19 protein-coding genes are annotated in these 20,123 nt (G+C 62.2%); 5 read left to right on the top strand and 14 right to left on the bottom strand.

Annotation, left to right across the window (positions count from 1 at the left end; all coding sequences use genetic code 11):
* The 5 genes from ECTHA_RS0100375 (at position 1) to ECTHA_RS0100355 (ending at position 8,784) form a co-directional block, all read left to right on the top strand.
* The gene (locus tag ECTHA_RS0100375; RefSeq protein ID WP_084306564.1) at positions 1-2,028 is read left to right on the top strand and encodes a TonB-dependent receptor plug domain-containing protein; all 2,028 of its coding nucleotides are present in this window, start codon (positions 1-3) and stop codon (positions 2,026-2,028) included.
* Between the two features lie 45 nt (positions 2,029-2,073).
* Complete coding sequence (locus ECTHA_RS0100370) at positions 2,074-2,991, top strand: ABC transporter substrate binding protein (RefSeq protein WP_025281063.1); 918 nt, start codon at positions 2,074-2,076, stop codon at positions 2,989-2,991.
* A 122-nt stretch (positions 2,992-3,113) separates the two neighbouring features.
* On the top strand, positions 3,114-5,021 hold the full coding sequence (locus ECTHA_RS0100365; RefSeq protein ID WP_025281062.1) for a TonB-dependent receptor plug domain-containing protein: 1,908 nt from the start codon (positions 3,114-3,116) through the stop codon (positions 5,019-5,021).
* Positions 5,022-5,029: 8 nt separating this feature from the next.
* Positions 5,030-6,040 (top strand): ABC transporter substrate-binding protein, encoded by a 1,011-nt coding sequence (locus tag ECTHA_RS0100360; protein WP_025281061.1) that lies wholly within the window; start codon positions 5,030-5,032, stop codon positions 6,038-6,040.
* Entirely contained in the window at positions 6,040-8,784 is a 2,745-nt protein-coding gene (locus ECTHA_RS0100355) for an ATP-binding protein (protein WP_025281060.1), read from the top strand. The genes ECTHA_RS0100360 and ECTHA_RS0100355 overlap by 1 nt, the downstream gene beginning before the upstream one ends.
* On the opposite strand, the gene acpS is transcribed toward ECTHA_RS0100355, so the two are convergent.
* The 14 genes from acpS to rpoE form a co-directional block, all read right to left on the bottom strand.
* A complete protein-coding gene (gene acpS / locus ECTHA_RS0100350; protein ID WP_025281059.1) occupies positions 8,771-9,151 on the bottom strand; it encodes a holo-ACP synthase in 381 nt (126 codons plus the stop codon). The genes ECTHA_RS0100355 and acpS overlap by 14 nt on opposite strands.
* On the bottom strand, positions 9,151-9,891 hold the full coding sequence (locus ECTHA_RS0100345; protein ID WP_025281058.1) for a pyridoxine 5'-phosphate synthase: 741 nt from the start codon (positions 9,889-9,891) through the stop codon (positions 9,151-9,153). The genes acpS and ECTHA_RS0100345 overlap by 1 nt, the downstream gene beginning before the upstream one ends.
* Positions 9,888-10,592, bottom strand: coding sequence for a DNA repair protein RecO (gene recO / locus ECTHA_RS0100340; protein ID WP_025281057.1), 705 nt, complete (start codon positions 10,590-10,592; stop codon positions 9,888-9,890). Before recO ends, ECTHA_RS0100345 begins: the two co-directional genes overlap by 4 nt.
* Positions 10,589-11,527 carry a GTPase Era gene (gene era, locus ECTHA_RS0100335; RefSeq protein WP_419397959.1) on the bottom strand — a complete coding sequence of 313 codons (939 nt, stop codon included), beginning with the start codon at positions 11,525-11,527 and terminating at the stop codon, positions 10,589-10,591. The genes recO and era overlap by 4 nt, the downstream gene beginning before the upstream one ends.
* Positions 11,527-12,210, bottom strand: coding sequence for a ribonuclease III (gene rnc / locus ECTHA_RS0100330; protein ID WP_025281055.1), 684 nt, complete (start codon positions 12,208-12,210; stop codon positions 11,527-11,529). The genes era and rnc overlap by 1 nt, the downstream gene beginning before the upstream one ends.
* A gap of 2 nt (positions 12,211-12,212) precedes the next feature.
* Entirely contained in the window at positions 12,213-12,584 is a 372-nt protein-coding gene (locus tag ECTHA_RS0100325) for a DUF4845 domain-containing protein (RefSeq protein ID WP_025281054.1), read from the bottom strand.
* 90 nt (positions 12,585-12,674) lie between these two features.
* The gene (gene lepB, locus ECTHA_RS0100320) at positions 12,675-13,499 is read right to left on the bottom strand and encodes a signal peptidase I (protein ID WP_025281053.1); all 825 of its coding nucleotides are present in this window, start codon (positions 13,497-13,499) and stop codon (positions 12,675-12,677) included.
* Between the two features lie 15 nt (positions 13,500-13,514).
* Positions 13,515-15,341 (bottom strand): translation elongation factor 4, encoded by a 1,827-nt coding sequence (lepA, locus tag ECTHA_RS0100315; RefSeq protein WP_029762302.1) that lies wholly within the window; start codon positions 15,339-15,341, stop codon positions 13,515-13,517.
* A 134-nt stretch (positions 15,342-15,475) separates the two neighbouring features.
* Positions 15,476-15,718, bottom strand: coding sequence for a glutaredoxin family protein (locus tag ECTHA_RS0100310; RefSeq protein WP_025281051.1), 243 nt, complete (start codon positions 15,716-15,718; stop codon positions 15,476-15,478).
* A 4-nt stretch (positions 15,719-15,722) separates the two neighbouring features.
* Entirely contained in the window at positions 15,723-17,177 is a 1,455-nt protein-coding gene (locus ECTHA_RS0100305; RefSeq protein ID WP_025281050.1) for a DegQ family serine endoprotease, read from the bottom strand.
* 55 nt (positions 17,178-17,232) lie between these two features.
* Positions 17,233-17,709: a SoxR reducing system RseC family protein gene (locus ECTHA_RS0100300; RefSeq protein ID WP_025281049.1), complete on the bottom strand. Its 477-nt coding sequence runs from the start codon at positions 17,707-17,709 to the stop codon at positions 17,233-17,235.
* Positions 17,706-18,695 carry a MucB/RseB C-terminal domain-containing protein gene (locus ECTHA_RS0100295; protein ID WP_051582514.1) on the bottom strand — a complete coding sequence of 330 codons (990 nt, stop codon included), beginning with the start codon at positions 18,693-18,695 and terminating at the stop codon, positions 17,706-17,708. The genes ECTHA_RS0100300 and ECTHA_RS0100295 overlap by 4 nt, the downstream gene beginning before the upstream one ends.
* 4 nt (positions 18,696-18,699) lie before the next feature.
* Positions 18,700-19,326 (bottom strand): sigma-E factor negative regulatory protein, encoded by a 627-nt coding sequence (locus ECTHA_RS0100290; protein ID WP_025281047.1) that lies wholly within the window; start codon positions 19,324-19,326, stop codon positions 18,700-18,702.
* A gap of 24 nt (positions 19,327-19,350) precedes the next feature.
* A complete protein-coding gene (gene rpoE / locus ECTHA_RS0100285) occupies positions 19,351-19,926 on the bottom strand; it encodes an RNA polymerase sigma factor RpoE (protein WP_025281046.1) in 576 nt (191 codons plus the stop codon).
* Positions 19,927-20,123: the final 197 nt, after the last annotated feature.

Below are 20,123 nucleotides of genomic sequence, written 5' to 3'. Positions count from 1 at the left end.
ATGCCGGACACCCCTTTCGAAACGCCGCCGAAACACGGCTGGACAAGCCCGTTTTCGGGCCGACATCGCTGGATGGGGCTCACCGGTCTGGGCCTGATGGGGGCAAGCCTTTCTCTCCCGGCGTTCGGCGAGGAGGCATGGCCCACCGAGCAGGATTATTTCATGGACCTGCCCGTGGCCCTCACCGCCACCCGCCTGCAGCAACCCCTGATCGAGGCGCCCGCCTCGGTCACGGTGATCGACCGCGACTGGATCAGCGGCAGTCAGGCGCGGGACATCCATGAACTGTTGCGCATGGCGCCCGGTTTCGTGATCGGAGCGGCCAATGGCGGACGCCCCATCGTCACCTATCACGGGTTCTCCGAGCAGTTCGTCCGGCAACTTCAGGTACTGGTGGATGGCCGCTCCATCTATACCTCCATCAACGGCGGCACCCAATGGGGCATCCTGGACCTCACGCCGGACGACATCGAACGCATCGAGGTGATCCGCGGCCCCAACGCCGCCGCCTACGGCTCCAACTCCTTTTTCGCCATCATCAACATCCTCACGCGGCACTCGGCCGAAACCCAGGGCAACCGGCTGACCACCCGGCTGGGCTCCAACGGGGTTCGCGACCTGCGTTGGCGCCATGGCGGCAGTACCGAGCACAGCCATTATCGGGTGGCCATGCAGCGCAAGGAGGACGATGGTTTCCGGGACAAGAACGACCACCGCCGCATCGATACCTTCAGCGCCCGCTCCGACTGGGATGCACTGCCGGGAATCGGCATCACCACCCAGGTGGGGCTGGGACAGTCCCGCAAGGGTATCGACGGTGTGCGTGGCGCCATCGGAGCCCAGCCCAACCGGGAATTCACCCGTGACTTCGGCCACCTTCAATTGCAGCTGCAGGACAACCGAGACCCGGACACGACCCACCGGGTTCAGTATTACTTCCAGTTCCATGACCTGGAGGATGACTTTGAAACCGTGAACGCGGATGGACAGCGCAACACCGCCACCCTCGAATCGCGGGCGCAACGTCATGACCTGGAACTGGAGTCATCCCACCGACTCTCTCCCGATGCCCGAATCGTGTATGGCGGCAGTGCACGACTGGATCGCTCCGCATCGTCCTATTACTTTGATGATGGGGGATGGATTGAAAATAATTTCTACCGGGTGTTCGGTCACTGGGAGTGGTCGCCCACGGCCCAATGGCTGGTGAATCTGGGCGGCATGTACGAATACAACGACATCACCGGGGACAACCTCATGCCCCGGGCGGCCTTTGTCTACCTGCCCCATCCGGAGCACAGCCTTCGCCTGGTGGCCTCCAGGGCGACGCGCACGCCCAGCCTGGCGGAAGAGGAACTGCGCATCGTCGACCGATCAAGACCGGGCGATGAAAGAGTCCTCGCCGAGTCACAGGGCGGTCTTGCACCGGAGATCATTCATTCCCTCGAACTGGGCTATCACGGCCGGTTCGCCGATGGCCGGCTGACCGCCGATGTCAAACTGTTTCGTAACCAGCTACGGGACCTGATTCAGGTACCCTATGACTCCTTCCACCTGTTCGAAACGCAGGGGGAGTTTCGCAACATTGGTGGCTTGACCCTGCAGGGGGTGGAAACCCAATGGGATTATCGGCCCACGCCGCATCTGCGACTGCTGGCGGGGTTCGCCCTGTTGACCACATCCGGGGTGGACACCGACGCACGGCCGCAGGCCGATTCCATACCGGGGCACACCGCCAACCTGGGGGTGATGTTCACGCCGGACGCTCCCTGGACGCTCAGCGCCGAGTACTACCACTATGGGTCAATCGACTGGCTTGACGACCCGGTGCAGAACAGCCCCTCCCTTGACGCCGGAGACGGTTTCCTGGACCTGAACATCGCTCGTGATCTGGGCCCCCATGCCTCCGTGGCCCTGTCCGTGAAGGACGTGCTCGCCAGCGGGTTTGACAGCCGGGTGGATGGCCCCAGCTCGACGGGCAATCGCCGGTCCACCGAGACCTACCTGAGTCTCTCCCTGGAGTTCTAGCGGCCCGCGCGGTGAAAACGCCCTTTGAGAAGGAACGCCCCACCCATGACAAGGATTGCACGTCCCCACCGGTTCATCCTGGCGCTGGCCCTGCTGCTCGCCGGCCCGTCATTACCGGTGCCCGGTGTCGCCGGTGATGGTCCCGATTGGGAGCGCATCCTCTTTCTGGCCAGTGAAGACAGCCACCCTCATCAAAGCGTCTTTGAACAACTCCGTGACATTCCTCAACAACAGCTGGTCTACGCGGCTCTGGATCAGCCCGACGCGGGCGCCTGGTTGTCCACCTGGGACTGCGACCGCTGCCTGGTGATCACTTCCGGAACCCGCTCGCTCAACCGGGCCCTGCCCGCCCTCAGCAAAGCCCGCATCCTGAGTATCACCCTCCCCCGCCAGGCCTTTGACCTGGCCATCCACACCCATGGAGACACGGAGCGCCTGGCCGCCATCTTCATGGACATTCCCATGGAGCGTCGCTTGGCGATCACCCGGGAAAGGATCCCCAGCATCAATCGCATTGCCGTGATCGAGGGCCCGGCGCCTCGCCTACCCGTGGAAGCAGGCTCAGGCCTGGAAAGCCGTGGACCCGCCGGAATACAGCGCTTCATCAGTTATCAGGAAAACGACCTGATCGGCACCTTTGCCCACGCTTCTGAACAGGCCGATGCCATCCTGACCGTCCCGGACCGACGCGTCTACAACCCGCGCACCATCGTCAGCATCGTGATGACCACCTACCGTCACAGAACACCCCTGATTGCGCATTCAGAAAGCCTGCTACGGGCCGGAGCGCTGATCTCCATTCACGCCACTCCAGAGCAACTTGGAAAGGAAGCCGCCATGCTGCTCAAGCAACTGGAGAGCGGGCAGTCCCAGTGGAGCGCCCAGCGACGCCACACGGAACGACACGAAGTGGCAATCAACCCGTATGTAGCCCGGTCATTACGTATCCAGGTGGCTCCATGACACTGAAACTCACCTCAATGCCCGCCCACCCGGGTTCCGGGCAAACACCAAAGACCATGTCTCGCCACCATCATCCGTCAAAGGCATGCCACCGCACTGCTGGCAGGACCCTTCCATGGCTCATGGGCACAACCCTGCTCCTGCCCTTTGGCCTGCCCGCCTGGGCCGGCGAATGGTCTCCCACAGAACAGGATTTCTTCATGGATATGCCGGTAGCCCTCACGGCCACGCGCCTGGAGCAGCCCCTGCTTGAGGCACCAGCATCCATCACGGTCGTCGACCGGGAGTGGCTGGAGGCCAGCCAGGCGAGGGATCTGACGGATCTGCTTCGGCTGGTGCCGGGCATGATCGTTGGCCAGCATAACGGGAATCATCCCATGGTGGCCTATCAGGGACTGGGGCAACGGTTCACGCGACAGATGCAGGTACTCATTGACGGGCGCTCCATTTACAGCCCCACCACAGGAGGGGCCCAACGGTCAGACCTGGACTTGCATCCGGACGATATTGAACGCATCGAGATCATCCGCGGCCCCAATGCAGCCGCCTACGGTTCCAACGCCTTTTCCGCCATCATCAACGTGCTCACACGACACTCCGCCGATACTCAAGGCCAGCAGATCCACACACGGCTGGGTTCGAGAGGCATCCGTGACCTCAGGTACCGACTGGGCGGCAGTGATGAGGAGGCCGCCCTGGCCTACCGAGTGAGCCTCAGCCAGAAACACGATGATGGACTGACTTCTGCTCATGACGAACCCACGCTCAATACCCTGAGATTTCGTGCAGACTGGCTGTTATCGCACGGATGGATGCTGACCACTCACGCGGGTCTATTCCAGGCAGAGCGGCGCCCAGGGAGCACTCATGACGTGCATCCGCCGTTTCGCAACGACACCCTCGACTCAGGTCATCTGCAGCTCAGGCTGGAAGAACACAGTGATATGGGCACCAGCCATGTCATCCAGTACTTTTTCCAGCAAAACGATGGGCGCGCCTTCTTTGCCAATACTCCCGACGACCCTGCCGTGACGGTATCCCGGCGTCATGACATCGAGCTGGAACGGCATCGCGTTGTGGGTCAGGATTCGCGTTGGGTGGTGGGTGCTGGGGTTCGGCGTGATCAGTCACGATCCGAGTTCTACTACGACCACGGCAACTGGGTGAACAATGAACTGTATCGACTGTTCGGCCATCTGGAATGGTCGCCCAATGCCCATTGGATGGTTCATCTTGGGGGTATGTATGAACATAACGATCTGGTCGGCGATGAATTCCTTCCACGGGCAGGCATCACTTTCATGCCCACGGATACGCACAGCATCCGCGCCGTCGTCTCCCGGGCCACCCGCACGCCCAGCCTGGTGGAAGCGTATGCCAGGGGTCGAATACCCGGCACGGATATCTTCCTGCTCACCACCGAGGACGACCTGCACGCAGAAGTCATCCGCTCCTACGAGCTGGGTTACCATGGGCAGTACGACCAGGGTCGTGGCACAGTCGATCTCAAGGGTTTTCACAACATCATTGAGCAGATCATCCAGATGCCCTACGAGGCCATCATCAATGCTCAACCACCCGGCGTCATCAGGAACGAGGGCAACCTGCGCATCAGTGGCGTGGAGGGCGAGCTGGGCTACCGCCCCCATCGGCGCCTGCGCCTCACGGGCGGGCTGAGCCTGATGCAGGCACGCAGTGACGGTCACGGCCAGACCCAGGCGGATTCGGTACCCTCCCATGTGGTGAACCTGGGCGTGATCCTGCGCCCCAGTGATGACTGGCGCATCATGACCAGCTACTACCACTACGGCGATATACGGTGGATCGATGATCCCGGCAGTCGCCCCGTGGACGCGGGGGACGGTTTCCTGGACCTTCATCTGACTCACCAGCTCTCCCCTCGGCTGGAAGCCTCACTTTCCATCACCGACCTGCTGGCCGGTGGCTACGACACCCGTTCGCCCGATTCGAACTGGCGTGCCAACCCTCGCAAGACGGGGGCCTGGTTCACCCTGAGCGCGGAATTCTGAGACTGCCCATGGAACGGTTCTCCCCTTTCAACACCCATACCCTCAGGGGCGTCGGCAGGCGTTCCTGGGCGAGCGGGCGCTTCTGGCTGAATGCCTCATTGGCCCGGTTGTGCCTGGGCATGGCGATATGGATGGGTTTGGGGATGGGCCAGACCGCGCTTGCTCAGGGCCTGGATGGCGCAGCACCGACGGCCACGCACTTCCAGCGCATCATCTTCCTGGCAAGTGCAGACAGTCCCTTGCATCAGGAGGTTTTCCAGGGCCTTGCTCGCACCCTGCCAAGAGACAAGGAACCCGTTTTCACCGCAATGGAATCGCCGGATGCCGCGCTGTGGATCCAGAGTGCCGATTGCCACAATTGCCTGATCATCACGTCCGGAACACGGGCAGCTGAATCCGCGCAATCGCAAACGCGAAAGGCACGGGTGCTCAGCATCACCGTGCCCACCATCAGTTATGAGCGAGTCATGGGCAGTCGCGACGATGATCCGCGTTTTGCGGCCATTTTCATGGATATCCCGCTGGAACGCCGGATGGAGATCGTACGCCGGCATGTACCTGTCCTGCACCGCTTCGCCATCGTCCAGAGCCCAGGGTTTGGAACCAACCTGGACAACACCAGCCTTCGTGAAAAGGACGATCCCCAGTCCCTGTTGCGGTTCGCTGCCGAGGAGGATGACCTGATCCCTACCTTCATCCGGGCATCAAGGGAAGCGGATGCCATCATCACCGTCCCCGACCGGCGCATCTACAACCCCCGCACCATCGTCAGTATCATGATGACCACGTATCGGCAGGGGACGCCGCTGATTGGTCATTCCGAGGCCCTTCACCGGGCGGGAGCCCTGATGTCCATCCACAGTCCGCCACAGGCCCTGGGCCGCGAGGCCGGCCAGTTCATCCAGTCCCTGAATGGCCCCGACGGTTGGGTGGCGGTACGCCGCCATACTCAAGTCCATCAGGTCTCCATCAATCACCAGGTGGCCCGTTCCCTGCGCATCACGGTGGAAGAGCCCTGATGCAAGGTCGCATACGCCATCGCATCCTCACCCTGTCACTGCTACCCAGCCTCGCGGTGGCGCTGGCGCTGACTCTCTACTGGACGGACATCAAGGTCCGTGAGCTGGATGAACAGTTGTTGATGCGCGGCGAGATGTTGGCGGCGTTCCTGGCGCCGGCGGCTGAGTATGGGGTGATCTCCGGCAACAAGAACTATCTGGAGGCGGTGACCGCCAAGGCACGCATGCAGCCCGATGTGCTGGAGGTCACCATCACGGATCACCAGGGGCATCAGGTTTACCACCACGAACAGCAGCTGGAGGGTAGTGATGCCCACTCCCCCTTAGCCTGGATGGCGTCACACCTGTTTGGCGAGGAGGTCAAACGTTTTCAGGAGGAGATCCGTCTCACTGCCCTGGACGAGTTCGACCTGCCCTTGCCCGATGCCGCCACAGCCCCAGGCAATGGCGACCCCCGCCTCATCGGCACGGTCTCACTCAACCTGACCAACATCCCCACCTCGTTGCGTCAGACCCAGTCCATGCTGCAAAGCCTGATGCTCGTCATGCTCTTGTTGACGATCACCTGGGTGCTGGTGAGCCGCTGGAGCATGCGCTTGTCCGTACCGTTGGAGAAGATTGCTGCCACAGTGAAGTACATCGACCAGGGAGACCTCACGGCCCGAAGTCGTGCCCGGGTGGATGGTGAAATCGGCGTGCTGCAGGTGGGCATCAACAGCATGGCGGAGAGCATCGAGCGTTCCCAGCAGTCCATGACCGAGCGTATTCAGGAAGCCACGCAGCGCCTGCAGGAAAAACTCCGTGAGATCGACGAGAAGAACCAGGCCCTGACCCGGGCCCGTGGTGAGGCAGATGAGGCCAATCGGCGCAAATCCGAGTTTCTGGCCAGCATCAGCCACGAACTGCGTACTCCCCTCACCGCAGTTCAGGGCTACGCGGAGTTGTTGATCCAGCGTGGCACCCTGGATGACCAGGAACGCTCCTGGGTCAATATCATCGATGAATCCAGCCAGGACACCCTGAAACTGGTCAGCGACCTGCTGGATATTTCCCGCATCGAGTCCGGCAACGTCTACATCAACCGTACGGCCTTCAGCCTGCAGCAACTGCTGGGCGAAGTGATCAGCGTTTGCGACAAGGCCGTTCCGGAAAGGACCGTCAATATTGCCCTGCTGATGGAACCAGGCACCCCGGAGCAGTTGGTCAGCGATCCGCTACGGGTGAAGCAGTTACTGACCAACGTGCTCAGCAATGCGGTCAAGTTCACGCTCAACGGCCATGTCATCCTGCGGGTGCGGGCCCGTGAGGCTGCTCAGGGCACTGTTCTGGAGATGGAGGTTCAGGACTTCGGGCCCGGGATCGAGGAAGCCCACCTGGAGCGCATCTTCGAGCCCTTTTACCAGGTTCAGCCCGATGAGATTCAACGGTTGGGGTCAGGCCTGGGGCTTGGCATCACGCGAGGCCTGGTCAAGGTGCTTGGAGGCCAGATCTCGGTGGACAGTCGTCCGGGCGAAGGCGCCACCTTCCGCCTGCAGGTGCCCATGGATACCGTCGAGGCGGCCGCCAAACCCGCCCCACCGGTGCTCGATGCCCTGGTGATCCACGCGGATGACGCCGAAGCCCGTGACCTGGCGCTGGCCTGCGCGCGCCAGCAGGGGCTGCAGGCGTGGCCAATGGATAGCATGCAGGGCTTTCTGGATGCGCTGAGTGCATCGCACAGGCATCGGGGCTTGCTATGGTTACGCCGTCCGGGCGCCGAGACCCTGCGGCTCCTCCGACAGCCCCCCCGGCAGGCGGAACAGGTGATCCTGGTCGCGTTCTCTGCGCTCCCGGACGATCTCACCGCCGAATGGCGTCGGCGCGGGGCTCTGCTGGTCGCGCCGCAGTTGTCCGAAAGCATGCTGAGAGAGTATCTGCTCAGACAGGGTACTGAATCCGGGCAGCACCCCGTGACCGAGAGGCCCCGACTGGCACATCCAGGGCCCCGGTCCATCAGTGGCAAGCGCGTTCTCATCGCCGATGACAATGCCATCAATCGCCGTCTGCTCACCGAGTTCGTCAGCGGCATGGGCGGTCTGGTGGATGAAGCCGCCAACGGCCGCCAGGCCGCGGAATCCTACCGGGCCCGCCGCTGCGATATCGTATTCATGGATGTACACATGCCAGTGCTGGACGGCCCCGGAGCGCTTCGGCTCATCCGGCGGGAGGACCCAGGCGCCAGGATCATTGCCGTGACTGCAGATGCCCGCCCCGAGTTTCATCGGGAGCTGCTGGAGCTGGGGTTTGACCGCATCCTGACCAAGCCCGTGTCCCAGAACGATCTGCTGGACTGCGTGAAAAAGGCCTCCAATGAGCAGGCCCCGGTCAGCGCCGCCCCCGCCGCAGGCTCGTTCCAACCACCGCCCGGGGGCCCTCTTCACGATCCGGAGCGCGCCCTGAGAATGGCCGGCGATTCCCCGGACCTGGCGAGGGAACTGCGACAACTCTTGATCCGGGATCTGACAAGGGCCCGACAGGAATTGTGCGATGCCGGGATGAAGCGCCCGGCGCTGCTTAAACTGGCGCACCAGCTCAAGGGGGCCTCGCGCTACTGCGCAACCCCCCGCCTGGAGGCGGCCAGCACGGCTCTGGAGAAGGCCCTGCGCGAGAATGACGAGGTGTCCATACCCGGAATGCGTCAAACCCTGCTGGGAGAGGTGGAGGCCCTGCTATCGCTTTGGGACAACGTGATCAACCTGACATGACCACGAAGGCCAGGGCGTATTCGCGCTCATCGGAGAGGCTGATCTGCGTCTCCTTGACCCCCAGGACCTGTGCCGTTTCCTGTCCCCTTCCATCCAGGCGCAGCACGGGGCGTCCATGGGGGTCGTGGTCGACGCAGGCATCCTGAAGGGACATCCTGGCCCCGATGCCCACGCCCAGGGCCTTGGCCACCGCCTCCTTGGCCGCGAAGCGTTTTGCCAGGAATGCCGCCGGTGCGGGACTGTCGCGAAACCCATCCCACTCGTCAGGATGCAGGATACGTTGGGCAAAACCCTCGCCATGGCGGGTCAACGAGGCCTCGATACGGTGCACGGCAACGATATCCGTACCGATCCCGATCACGCGCATCAGCGGGCGGCATCCATGGCGGCGCGCATCTGTGCCACCGCGTCCTGCACGCCACAGAACAGGGCCCGCGCCACGATGGCGTGGCCGATGTTCAACTCATAAAATTCAGGAATCGCGGCAATGGCTCCCACGTTATCGTAGTCCAGGCCGTGACCGGCACTGACCACCAGCCCCAGTTCGTGGCCGTGGCGCGCCGCCCGACGGATCTGTTCCAGCAGCGCCTGACGCTCCTCAGGGCTCCCGGCGTTGGCATAAGCGCCCGTGTGCAATTCCACCACGGGCGCGCCGATGCGCCGGGCGGCATCCAGGTGCTCGGGATCCGGCTCCACGAACAGGGAGACCTTGATGCCGGCCTCCACCAGTCCGGCACAATAGTCGGCCAGGCGATCCTCATGACCCAGAACGTCCAGCCCACCCTCGGTGGTGAGCTCCTCACGGCGCTCAGGCACCAGACAACAGGCCTCGGGCTTCACCTCCAGGGCAATGGCATGCATCTCGGCGGTGGGAGCCATTTCCAGATTCATGCCGCTCTGGATGGTATGGCGCAGGCCATGCACATCGGCGTCCTGAATATGGCGCCTGTCCTCACGCAGGTGCAGGGTGATGATATCGGCGCCTGCGGCCTCGATACGGCGTACGGCTTCTTCCAGATCAGGATAGGTGGTGTGACGTACCTGCCGGATGGTGGCCAGATGATCGATGTTCACACCTAGGCGTAAACGGGGAAAGACAAAGCTCATGATGTGGCATCCGATCGCCCGCGGGCGATGAGTTGACGTGAAACGAGGGGCTTACCATCCAGATGGTGATCCAGCAGCAGACGCAGCACCCGCCTTGCCTGACGCCGGTCTTCGCGGTCTTCCAGTTGACCGCACAACAGGGCGGTCAGTGCCCGCCCGGTGATGCAGTGGGGTGAATCCATCTCGCCTGCACCGGCACGGCGCGGCGTTTGCTGAGGTTCCAGCACATAATGAGCGCCGGGCTCCAGGTCGTCGCTGGACAGGAATTCCAGGCCTTCCCCCAGCCATTTCAACAGGGCCAGTTCGTACTGGCGCAGCGGTCTCTCCACGGGAATGCCGGCATCTGCCAACTGGCACAGCACCTGCTCATAAGCCTCAAACAGGTCGGGAGCCTGGATCTGTCGGGGCAACAGCTTCATGGCCAGTTCGTTGACGTACAGGCCGCAAATGGCGCGATCTCCCTTGAGCCGCATTGCCCCGATCTCATCGCACTGGGTGAGGGTCTGTACCTGGCCACGTCCGGACCAGGCCAGTTCCATCCGGCGAAACGGCTGGGCGGCATGACGGCCCCGGTTACGGGCACCGCGCAGCACGGCGGCCATGCGCCCCTCGGATACGGTGAACAGCTCCAGCAGCTGGCTGGTTTCACGGTAAGGGCGGGCATGCAGCACATAGCCGATGCTGCGCGAGACAGTGCTCACGACTCCACATCGATCCCCATGCGGCGGATACCATCCAGATCATCCTGCCAGCCGTCCCGCAGTTTCACCCAGAGCTTGAGCATCACCTTGCGTTCAAGCATCTGTTCCAGTTCCAACCGGGCGCCGCTGCCCACGCCCTTGATCATGCGGCCTCCCTTGCCCACGACAATGGCCTTCTGACCCTCGCGCTCCACCCAGATCACTGCGCCGATATGCAGTGCGGTGCCGGAGTCTTCCCATTGCTCCACCTCCACCGAGGTGGCGTAGGGCACTTCCTGGCCCAGGCGCTCCAGGAGTTGCTCGCGGATCACCTCCGTCACGCGGAACCGCTGGCTACGGTCGGTGATTTCGTCGTCGGGGAACAGGTGGGGGCCTGGGGGCAGGAGCTGCATCAGGGTGTCCACCAGCGGCTCCACGTTCTTGCCCTTGAGGGCCGACAGGGGCACCACCTCGTGAAAGGGCAACCGGCCACGCACCTGATCGATATAAGGCAACAGGGCTGACTTGTCCTTGAGCCGGTCCACCTTGTTGATCACCAGCACCACAGGGCGGTTGCTGTTCTCCAGGCGCTGGGCCAGGGCCTCGTCAGCAGGTTCCCAGCGACCCGCCTCCACCACCAGGACCACGGCATCCACATCATCCACGGCCGCCTGGGCGGTGCGGTTGAGTACCTTGCCCAACAACTTGGGTGTGGAGGGATCCACCCCCGGTGTATCCACCAGCACCAACTGATCCGGGCCGTGGGTGATCAGTCCGCGAATGCGGTGCCGCGTGGTCTGGGCCTTGCGGCTGGCGGCCGCGATCTTCTCCCCCACCAGGTGGTTGAGCAAGGTGGACTTGCCCACGTTCGGACGCCCGATAATGGCCACATAACCACAACGGGTGGACGGCAGGTCATCACCCCGGCCCAGGGAGCCAGGATCGGAATGTTCAATCAAGTGTTCTTCTCCACGGCCTGGAGTGCTTCCATGGCCTTGACGGCGGCGGCCTGCTCGGCGCGGCGACGACTGCTGCCCTCGCCCTTCACCGATAAATCCCGAGCCGGGATATGGCAGGCTGCCTTGAAATGCTGATCATGAGGTTTGCCCGACACTTCCAGGATCTCGTAGTCGGGAATGTCCAGGTTTCTGCGCTGCAACCACTCCTGCAGGCGGGTTTTGGGGTCCTTGAGGGATTCGGCACTGGGCAGGCTGGCAAAGCGCGATGCATAGAGCTTGAGCACGAAGTCCCGCGTGGTTTCAAAATCCGTGAGCACGTACACCGCACCGATCACCGCTTCCAGGGCATCGGCCAGGATGGAATCGCGGCGATGGCCGCCGCTCTTGCGCTCGCCCTCGCCCAGGCTGAGCAGTTCTCCCATGCCCTGGTCCCGGGCGATGACCGCCAGGCTGTCCTTGTTCACCAGAGCGGCCCTGAGGCGGCTGAGTTCCCCTTCGGGCGCCTCGGGACGCACCTGGTAGAGGCGGTCGGCAATGATGAAATTGAGCACACTGTCACCCAGATATTCCAGACGCTCGTTATGACATTGACCCGCGCTGCGGTGGGTGAGCGCCTGACGTAACGCATCCGAATCCGGGACCGATGCCGGCAGGAGCGCCATGAGACCAGTACGTGCCATGCTCAATCCGCCAGCGGAAACGACCGATCGAAGTTCACCACCGCATCCACATTGGCGATCATGGGGGTGCGAACCTCGTACTGTACCCGCAGGACCTGTCCGCCTCCCTGCTGTTCCACAGTGACATGATCACGTTGTACGTTTTCCACCGAGTTGATCTGGAAGCGGCGGTTCACGTCGGTCCACAACTGACGGGCATTCTTGTCGGCGGCACCCGGTTCGCTGGCCACATCCTTGACGATGGACGTCACGTTCCAGTACTCCGTATAGACGGGGAACAAACGCAGGCCCACGGTGCCCAGCATCACGAGGATGCCGATGATCAACAGCAGCGGGATGAACCCGGCGCCGGATTGCGAATGCAAGTTTTTCATGTTCTGAGCCCCCAATAGACGCCAATAGTCGGGGTTCAGTATAACCCCTGACGCGACTCACCGGCGCCACAGCCAGCGCCGGCGGTCGCCCTACTGGATACGCGTACCCAGTCGGCTGAAATCCATCTCACGGGCACCATGGTCCCAGTGCATCCAGATGAACAGGGCCCGACCCACCAGGTTTTCCTCTGGCACAAACCCCCAGAAGCGGCTGTCATTGCTGTTGTCACGATTGTCGCCCAGGGCAAAATAGTGACCTTCAGGAACCACCACTTCACCTTCAGCGGACTGCCGATCCGGCCATGCCAGCACCTGATGGGAAACCCCGTTGATACGCTCTTCCATCAACCGGGCTCCGGTCATGACGGCGCCCGAACCCTGCCCCTCGTAAATGCCCAGCACTTCCTGAGGCACGGGTTCCCCATTGATGTACAGACGCTTGCCGTGGAAACCCACACGATCCCCCGGCACACCCACAATGCGCTTGATGTAGTCCTCACGGGGATTGGCCGGGTATCGAAAAACCGCTACATCGCCACGTTGTGGCTGGCCGGTATTGATGATTCGGGTGCGAACCACCGGCAAGCGGATGCCATAGCTGGATTTACTGACCAGGATGAAATCACCCACCAGCAGGGTGGGCATCATGGAGCCGGAGGGAATGCGAAAGGGTTCCGCCACGAAGGAGCGCAGCACCAGCACGATGAGCAGTACCGGCAGGAACGCCTTGGCATAGTCCACATACCAGGGCTCCTGAGCCTTGGCCGCGACCTTGGCCACCCGTTTGTCCTGCCCGGGGTTTGCTTCCTGCACTGCAGCCATGCGTGACTTGCGCCACCAGATCACATCTGCCAGCCACACAAGACCGGTGACCAGAGTGCCCAGTACCAGGATCAATTCCAGGTCGAATGTCATGTTCCCTGTCTCCGATCAGTCCTTGTTGTCCACTTGAAGCACCGCCAGGAAGGCCTCCTGGGGTACTTCGACGCGGCCGATGTTCTTCATGCGCTTTTTACCCGCCTTCTGCTTTTCCAGCAGCTTGCGCTTTCGGCTGGCGTCGCCGCCATAACATTTGGCGGTCACGTTCTTGCGCAGGGCCTTCACGGAGGACCGGGCGATGATCTTGGAGCCGATGGCAGCCTGGATGGCCACCTCGAACATCTGCCGAGGGATCAATTTGGCCATGCGCTCGGTCAGGTCCCTGCCCCGGGTCTGGGCCTGGTCCCTGTGGGTGATGATGGAAAGGGCATCCACGCGCTCTCCATTGATGAGCACATCCACCTTCACCAGGGGGGCCGCCTCGAAGTTCTTGAGCTCATAGTCAAAGGAGGCATAGCCGCGGCTGACGGACTTGAGGCGGTCGAAAAAGTCCAGCACCACCTCCGACATGGGCATGTCGTAGCCCAGCGAGACCTGCTTGCCCAGATACTGCATGCGGGTCTGCACACCCCGTTTTTCCACGCACAGGGTGATCACTGCGCCCACATAGTCCTGGGGCAGCAGGATGTTGGCACTGATGATGGGTTCGCGGATCTCGGCCAACTCATTGCTCGGCGGCAACTGCGAGGGATTGTGGATGGTCTTCACCTCGCCGCTGGTGGTCTCCACCTCGTAGATCACGGTGGGCGCGGTGGTGATCAGGTCCAGGTCATACTCCCGCTCCAGCCTTTCCTGGATGATCTCCATGTGCAGCATGCCCAGGAAACCGCAGCGAAAACCGAAGCCCAGGGCCTGGGAGGTCTCCGGCTCATAGTGCAACGAGGCATCGTTGAGGCGGAGCTTGTCCAGGGCTTCACGCAAATCATTGAAGTCATCGGCGCTGACCGGGAAGATGCCTGCAAAGACCCGGGGCTGAACCTCCTTGAAACCCGGCAATGGGGATTCGGCGGGATGATCGGCGCTGGTCAGGGTATCCCCCACCTTGGCCCCGGTGATGTCCTTGATGGTGGCGATGACAAAGCCCACCTGCCCCACGCCCAGTACGTCGCAAGGCGTGGGCTTGGGATTGAATACGCCTACCTTGTCCACCAGGTGATTGCGCCCTGTGGACATGGCCATGATCTTTTGTTTGGGCCGAATGCATCCCTGCTTGACCCGCACCAGGGCCACCACGCCCATGTAGTTGTCAAACCAGGAATCGATGATCAGGGCCTTGAGGGGGCCATCGGGACTTCCCTGGGGTGGGGGAATCCGGGCCACCAGGGCTTCCAGCAACTCGGAAACACCCTCGCCGGTCTTGGCGCTCACCCGCACGGCGTTCTGTGCCTCGATGCCGATGATCTCCTCGATCTCATGGGCCACGCGTTCGGGCTCGGCGGCGGGCAGGTCGATCTTGTTGAGCACTGGCACCACTTCCAGTTCTTGATCAATCGCGGTGTAGCAGTTGGCCACGCTCTGTGCCTCGACCCCCTGGGATGCATCCACCACCAGCAGGGCCCCCTCGCAGGCATACAGGGACCGGGATACCTCATAGGAGAAGTCCACGTGACCGGGGGTGTCGATGAAGTTGAGCTGGTATTCCAGGCCATCCTGGGCGGTATAGAACAGCGAGACGCTCTGCGCCTTGATGGTGATGCCCCGTTCCCGCTCCAGGTCCATGGAGTCCAGAACCTGTTCCGCCATTTCCCGCTGGGTGAGCCCGCCACATTCCTGAATGAAGCGATCGGCCAGGGTGGACTTGCCATGGTCGATGTGGGCAATGATGGAGAAGTTACGTATGCGCTGTTGTTTGTCGTCGATCGGGGGACTACTGCTCATGGGCGATGCTCAAAATGATGCGCACCCGCACGTGCCCCGGAATATCGGGCCCGCGGCGGGTGCAGCCAGATGGGTTGCGCGCATTGTACAGACTCGGCCCAGGCAGGAACAGCGAGGGGGCGGCCGGGAACAGGTCAGTCGGGCTCCAGGGCCCGCTCCAGCCCCGGCACATCCAGGAAATGGCAGCAGAGGATCTCGTCCTCCACCGCCAGCACCGGCACCTTGACGTTGAAGCGCTCCTTCAATTGGGGATCTTCGTCGATATCCACCGGCTGGACGTGAAAATCCAGCCGGCGTTGCAACGAACGGAGTTCAGCAAACATGCGATCGCAGAGATGACAGCCCTCGCGATGATAAACGGTCACACAAGCTGCCATGGCCTCACTCAGGCACTTCCAGCGGCATCCAGATCGGACCCTGACGGCGCTGCACCAGCACCCGGGCGGAGCGCCCGGCGGGCAGGTCTTCGATCACCTGGGACATCTGCTCCGGTGACTCCAGGGCATGGCTGTTGATCATCAGCAACACGTCCCCGGAGCGGATACCCGACCGCTGGGCCGCGCCCTGAGCTACATCCTTCACCAGCACGCCGCCTTCCGGCAGGTCCAGTCGCTCGCGGATATCATCGGGCACGGGCCCCACATCCATGCCGAACATCTCCATGGCGGCAGACGGGGGCTCCACGGGGGCCTGCGTATGTGCCCGAGCCTGGTCATCATTCTCAGGGAGTTTGGCGATCTTCACCGACAGGCTCTTGGGCGCGCCGTCACGCAATATGTCCACCTCGGCAGTCTCGCCGATGGAGAAACGCCCCACCATGGGGGGCAACGCGGATGAACGGGGGACTTCCTCACCCGCAAAGCCCACGATCACATCTCCGCTCTTGAGGCCGGCCGCCTCGGCAGGACTGTCGGGCAACACCCGCGCGACCAGTGCGCCCATGGGACGATCCATATCGAAGGAGTCAGCCAGATCACGGGTCACTTCCTGGATCATCACGCCCAGCCAACCCCGGCTGACACGCCCGGTTTCGCGAAGCTGATCCACCACATCCATGGCCACCTCAATGGGGATGGCGAACGAGAGACCCATGAAGCCCCCCGTGCGGCTGTAGATCTGGGAGTTGATGCCTACGACCTCTCCATCCAGATTGAACAGCGGTCCGCCGGAGTTACCCGGGTTGATGGCCACGTCCGTCTGCAAAAACGGCACATAGTTCTCGGTGGGCAGGCTGCGACCCTTGGCACTGATGATGCCGGCCGTCACCGAGTGATCAAATCCAAAGGGGGATCCGATGGCCAGCACCCACTCACCCACCTTGAGATCTTCGGAGTCCCCGAGCTTGAGTGTGGGCAGGTCGGTGGCGTCAATGCGCAGAAGGGCCACGTCGGTACGAGGATCGGATCCCACCAATTCGGCCTCGAAGGTACGCCGGTCACTCAGGCGCACCTCAATCTGGTCGGCATCTTTCACCACATGATGGTTGGTCACCACGTAGCCGTCGTCCGAGATGATGAAGCCTGACCCCAGGGATCGGGAGTCGAATTCGCGCCGGGGTGCGCCCTGTCCCTCTTCACCGAAGAAGCGACGCAGCAGATCGCCAAAAGGTCCGTCCTGGGGCAGTCCGTCCGGTAGTTCGATCGGAGGGTGCCCCCGCCCCATTCGGCTCTCCACGGTGCGCGACGTGCTGATATTCACAACGGCAGGGCTGTTGGCTTCTGCCAGGGGAACGAAGTCGGGGAGGCTTCTGGATTGCACAGCGCCGGCCACCGGAAACATCAGCGCCAGGGCCAGAACCAGAGAGAAAAACAGTTTGAAACGAGTGCTCGGTATCATGAACATGCGCTCGCAGGTCGGTCCGTGGATTGAATGTCGGTTGGTGCTTATCACGTCAGGGAGCCAGCACACCCTCCACGGGCGTCACCGGTGGACCCAGGCGGCGAACCACCACCGGCTGGAAACGCGGGTCACGACGAATCCGTCGCGTGTACAAGGCCACAAGGCCCAGGCCCCCGCCCAGTCCCAACAGACCGGCGAACACCACCGGAAGTTCACCGGCACCGGACCACAGCCCCTGAGCCACCAACGCAGCCAGCAACATCGTGATCAGGGGCAAGATGTAGACCGCCAGGGAGCCCCGCACCAGGGCAGACTCCTCGATACCCACCATCACTTCCTCCCCCAGCTTGACGCCCAGCGGGTCGATGACCCGAACCTGGGTGCGCTTGGCACTGAACAGCTTGGCGATCACGCTGGTACCACAGCCGCTGGACACGGCACAGGAGCCACAAGCGGTCTTGCGCTGGGTGTCCACCCAGGCAAAGCCCGGCTCATCCACGGCAATCACACGGGCGGTTTCTTCTATCACGGGCTTTCCTCGTGGACGACGGATTCGGCAATCAGGCGCACGGTTGCTGCCGGCACCTCCCCCAGCACGGTGATCTGATAATCCCCCACCGGCCGGGCGGCCGCATGCAGGGCACCCGAACGCGTGACGCCGACCAGCAGGTCCTCGGGGCGCTCTGCGCGGGAAATGAATACCGACACCGTGGCCATGCCATCAGAGAGCACCATGTGTTGCACAGGGTGGGGATTGGCGTCCATGGCTCGCTTGCGTACCGCGGTGACATCAAAGCCACGGGGCAGATCGCGCAGATGCCAGTGGGGAGCGGGCTCCAGGACCTCCCGTTCGGGGCGATCCCTTTTTTCCAGGCGCTGTACGGTGAAACCCTCGCCTTCCAGGGTCGGCTGGAAGCGTTCTTCTTCAACCGATTCGGGGAATTCGATATGGGTGAACATGAACTGCTCCAGCACCCCACCATCATGCCCCTGGAGCTGGGCCTTGAGGAGCATGCCCGAGTCTTCATGGATACACAGGCGATGGCCATAGCGGAGCTCATCCCTGGGCAGGATGGCCACCTCGCGACAGGAGAGACCCGCAATCCTGTATGACGCACCCGCATTGACGCGGTAGTTATCCCGCAGGCCCTCCGTACCACCTCGCAGAGGACTCATCCCGGGCATGCCCATCAGTGTCTTGCGTGGCTCCATGCACACGGAGCCACTGTCTGCCCGAATGCAGGTAATGGAATGATCATCCTTGATGACCTCCCGGGGTTCGCCGGTAAGCGCCGTCAGGCGTTCACGGGAGCCCTGCTCGTCCCGGCCATGCAGGATATGCATGGTCTCCATGCGGTTTTCCTGAGAAAAGACAAAAATCCCTTCATAATTCAACTGGTCCACTGCACGGACCATCTTTGCGACCAGGTCATCGGCTGTCGTCTCCGACGCAGCGGCCACCGCCGAGGCGAGCAATGCGGCCATCGCCAGACAGGCTGGGAGCCTGCGCATCATCGGATCATTCACCCGAAGCGCCGTGACCCGCGTTTCGCGTCTGGGGAAACACCCCGGCCCCTACTGTCGATTCCGTGTGATTGATCAGGTAACTGTTGAAACGGGCGTCGCCCATGTCGATGCGCAGCGCCCGATGACCACCCATCTCCACCGGGGAGTGCTGAACCTGGGTACTGCGGGTATCCGAGGGGAAGACGGACTGATAGCGCGGCTGCTGACCTTGCCCGAACTGCACCGAACGAAGGTCGGACTCGGTGCCCGCCATCGCCGGTTCAGCAGACCCTGGATCACGGGCATCGCCGGTGAAGTTCTGCACACCCACCAGCACTGCCACGGCGACAGCGGCCGCCATGCCCATGCCAGCCACGGGTTTAAGCATCCGACCGTGTCTCGCCCAGGGCGAAACGGTGGGCGCAGGCTCTTCCTCGATGGCCTGCATCACCCGGTCGCTGAAACCCGCGGGGGCGCGCAGGGTATTCCCACGCATGACGTCCCCGATGAGGTGGTAACGCCCCCATTGGGACAGGTCCTCGGGGTTTTTCTCCATCTCGTCCACCAGCCGGCGGAGCTCGAATGCATCGGCCTCGTCGTCGACCAGTGCAGAGAGTCTTTCCTCTTTAGTGGCTGTCATGTGACTTCTCGCTTATGTAGAGCTTTAATCCAGCAGAGGCCGCAAGGTTCGGTCAATCGCCTCCCGGGCCCTGAAAATTCGGGACCGCACCGTGCCAATGGGACACCCCATGGTCTGCGCGATCTCCTCGTAACTCATGCCTTCCAGTTCACGCAGCGTGATGGCGATTCTCAGGTCTTCCGGAAGACCGCCAATGGCCTCCTGAACGGCCACGCGTATCTCATCTGACATCATTTCCCCTTCCGGGGTTGCATATTCCTTGAGAGCCGATTCGCCGCCCATCTGCTCGGCATCCTGGGCATCCACCTCGTAGTCCGGTGTTCTGCGGCTTTGTGACACCAGATAGTTCTTCGCGGTGTTGATCGCGATCCGGTACAACCACGTGTAAAAAGCGCTATCTCCACGGAAATTCGCGAGGCCCCGATAGGCCTTGATGAAGGCTTCCTGGGCCACGTCCAGCGCCGTGGAGGGGTCATGCACGTAGCGTGAGACCAGATTGACGATCTTGTGCTGGTACTTGAGCACCAACATGTCGAAAGCCTTCTTGTCCCCGGCCTGAACACGCCTGACCAATTCCTCGTCGGTAACTTTATTGCCCATGCGGGCACTCCCCCTCTAAGGGCACCTCCTGTACCCTAACTGCGATGGACATGAAAACCCTCTTTAAGTTCTGGCAAATGGGACAAACACTTTCCCATCTGCAGGTCTTTTCCCGCAAATGCTTGGCATAGGTCAATTTTTGAGCCCGCCCCCCGGCACGTGTGACAGCGCGAAAAACTGTGACAAAATAACCCATA

It is taken from the genome of Ectothiorhodospira haloalkaliphila ATCC 51935 (assembly GCF_000633935.1).
In the GTDB taxonomy this organism is placed as follows: Bacteria; Pseudomonadota; Gammaproteobacteria; order Ectothiorhodospirales; family Ectothiorhodospiraceae; genus Ectothiorhodospira; species Ectothiorhodospira haloalkaliphila.
Note: the sequence above shows the minus strand (reverse complement) of the source record. Positions and strands in the feature narration are given on the sequence as shown.

Coding starts and splice junctions, on each gene's coding strand:
- ECTHA_RS0100365 (WP_025281062.1), top strand. CDS start 3,114: ATGGGCACAACCCTGCTCCTGCCCTTTGGCCTGCCCGCCTGGGCCGGC.
- acpS (WP_025281059.1), bottom strand. CDS start 9,151: ATGCGCGTGATCGGGATCGGTACGGATATCGTTGCCGTGCACCGTATC.
- lepA (WP_029762302.1), bottom strand. CDS start 15,341: ATGAGCAGTAGTCCCCCGATCGACGACAAACAACAGCGCATACGTAAC.
- ECTHA_RS0100310 (WP_025281051.1), bottom strand. CDS start 15,718: ATGGCAGCTTGTGTGACCGTTTATCATCGCGAGGGCTGTCATCTCTGC.
- rnc (WP_025281055.1), bottom strand. CDS start 12,210: ATGGCACGTACTGGTCTCATGGCGCTCCTGCCGGCATCGGTCCCGGAT.
- ECTHA_RS0100295 (WP_051582514.1), bottom strand. CDS start 18,695: ATGATGCGCAGGCTCCCAGCCTGTCTGGCGATGGCCGCATTGCTCGCC.
- ECTHA_RS0100305 (WP_025281050.1), bottom strand. CDS start 17,177: ATGATACCGAGCACTCGTTTCAAACTGTTTTTCTCTCTGGTTCTGGCC.
- ECTHA_RS0100325 (WP_025281054.1), bottom strand. CDS start 12,584: ATGAAAAACTTGCATTCGCAATCCGGCGCCGGGTTCATCCCGCTGCTG.
- ECTHA_RS0100290 (WP_025281047.1), bottom strand. CDS start 19,326: ATGACAGCCACTAAAGAGGAAAGACTCTCTGCACTGGTCGACGACGAG.
- ECTHA_RS0100360 (WP_025281061.1), top strand. CDS start 5,030: ATGGAACGGTTCTCCCCTTTCAACACCCATACCCTCAGGGGCGTCGGC.
- ECTHA_RS0100370 (WP_025281063.1), top strand. CDS start 2,074: ATGACAAGGATTGCACGTCCCCACCGGTTCATCCTGGCGCTGGCCCTG.
- ECTHA_RS0100345 (WP_025281058.1), bottom strand. CDS start 9,891: ATGAGCTTTGTCTTTCCCCGTTTACGCCTAGGTGTGAACATCGATCAT.
- lepB (WP_025281053.1), bottom strand. CDS start 13,499: ATGACATTCGACCTGGAATTGATCCTGGTACTGGGCACTCTGGTCACC.
- rpoE (WP_025281046.1), bottom strand. CDS start 19,926: ATGGGCAATAAAGTTACCGACGAGGAATTGGTCAGGCGTGTTCAGGCC.
- ECTHA_RS0100355 (WP_025281060.1), top strand. CDS start 6,040: ATGCAAGGTCGCATACGCCATCGCATCCTCACCCTGTCACTGCTACCC.
- ECTHA_RS0100375 (WP_084306564.1), top strand. CDS start 1: ATGCCGGACACCCCTTTCGAAACGCCGCCGAAACACGGCTGGACAAGC.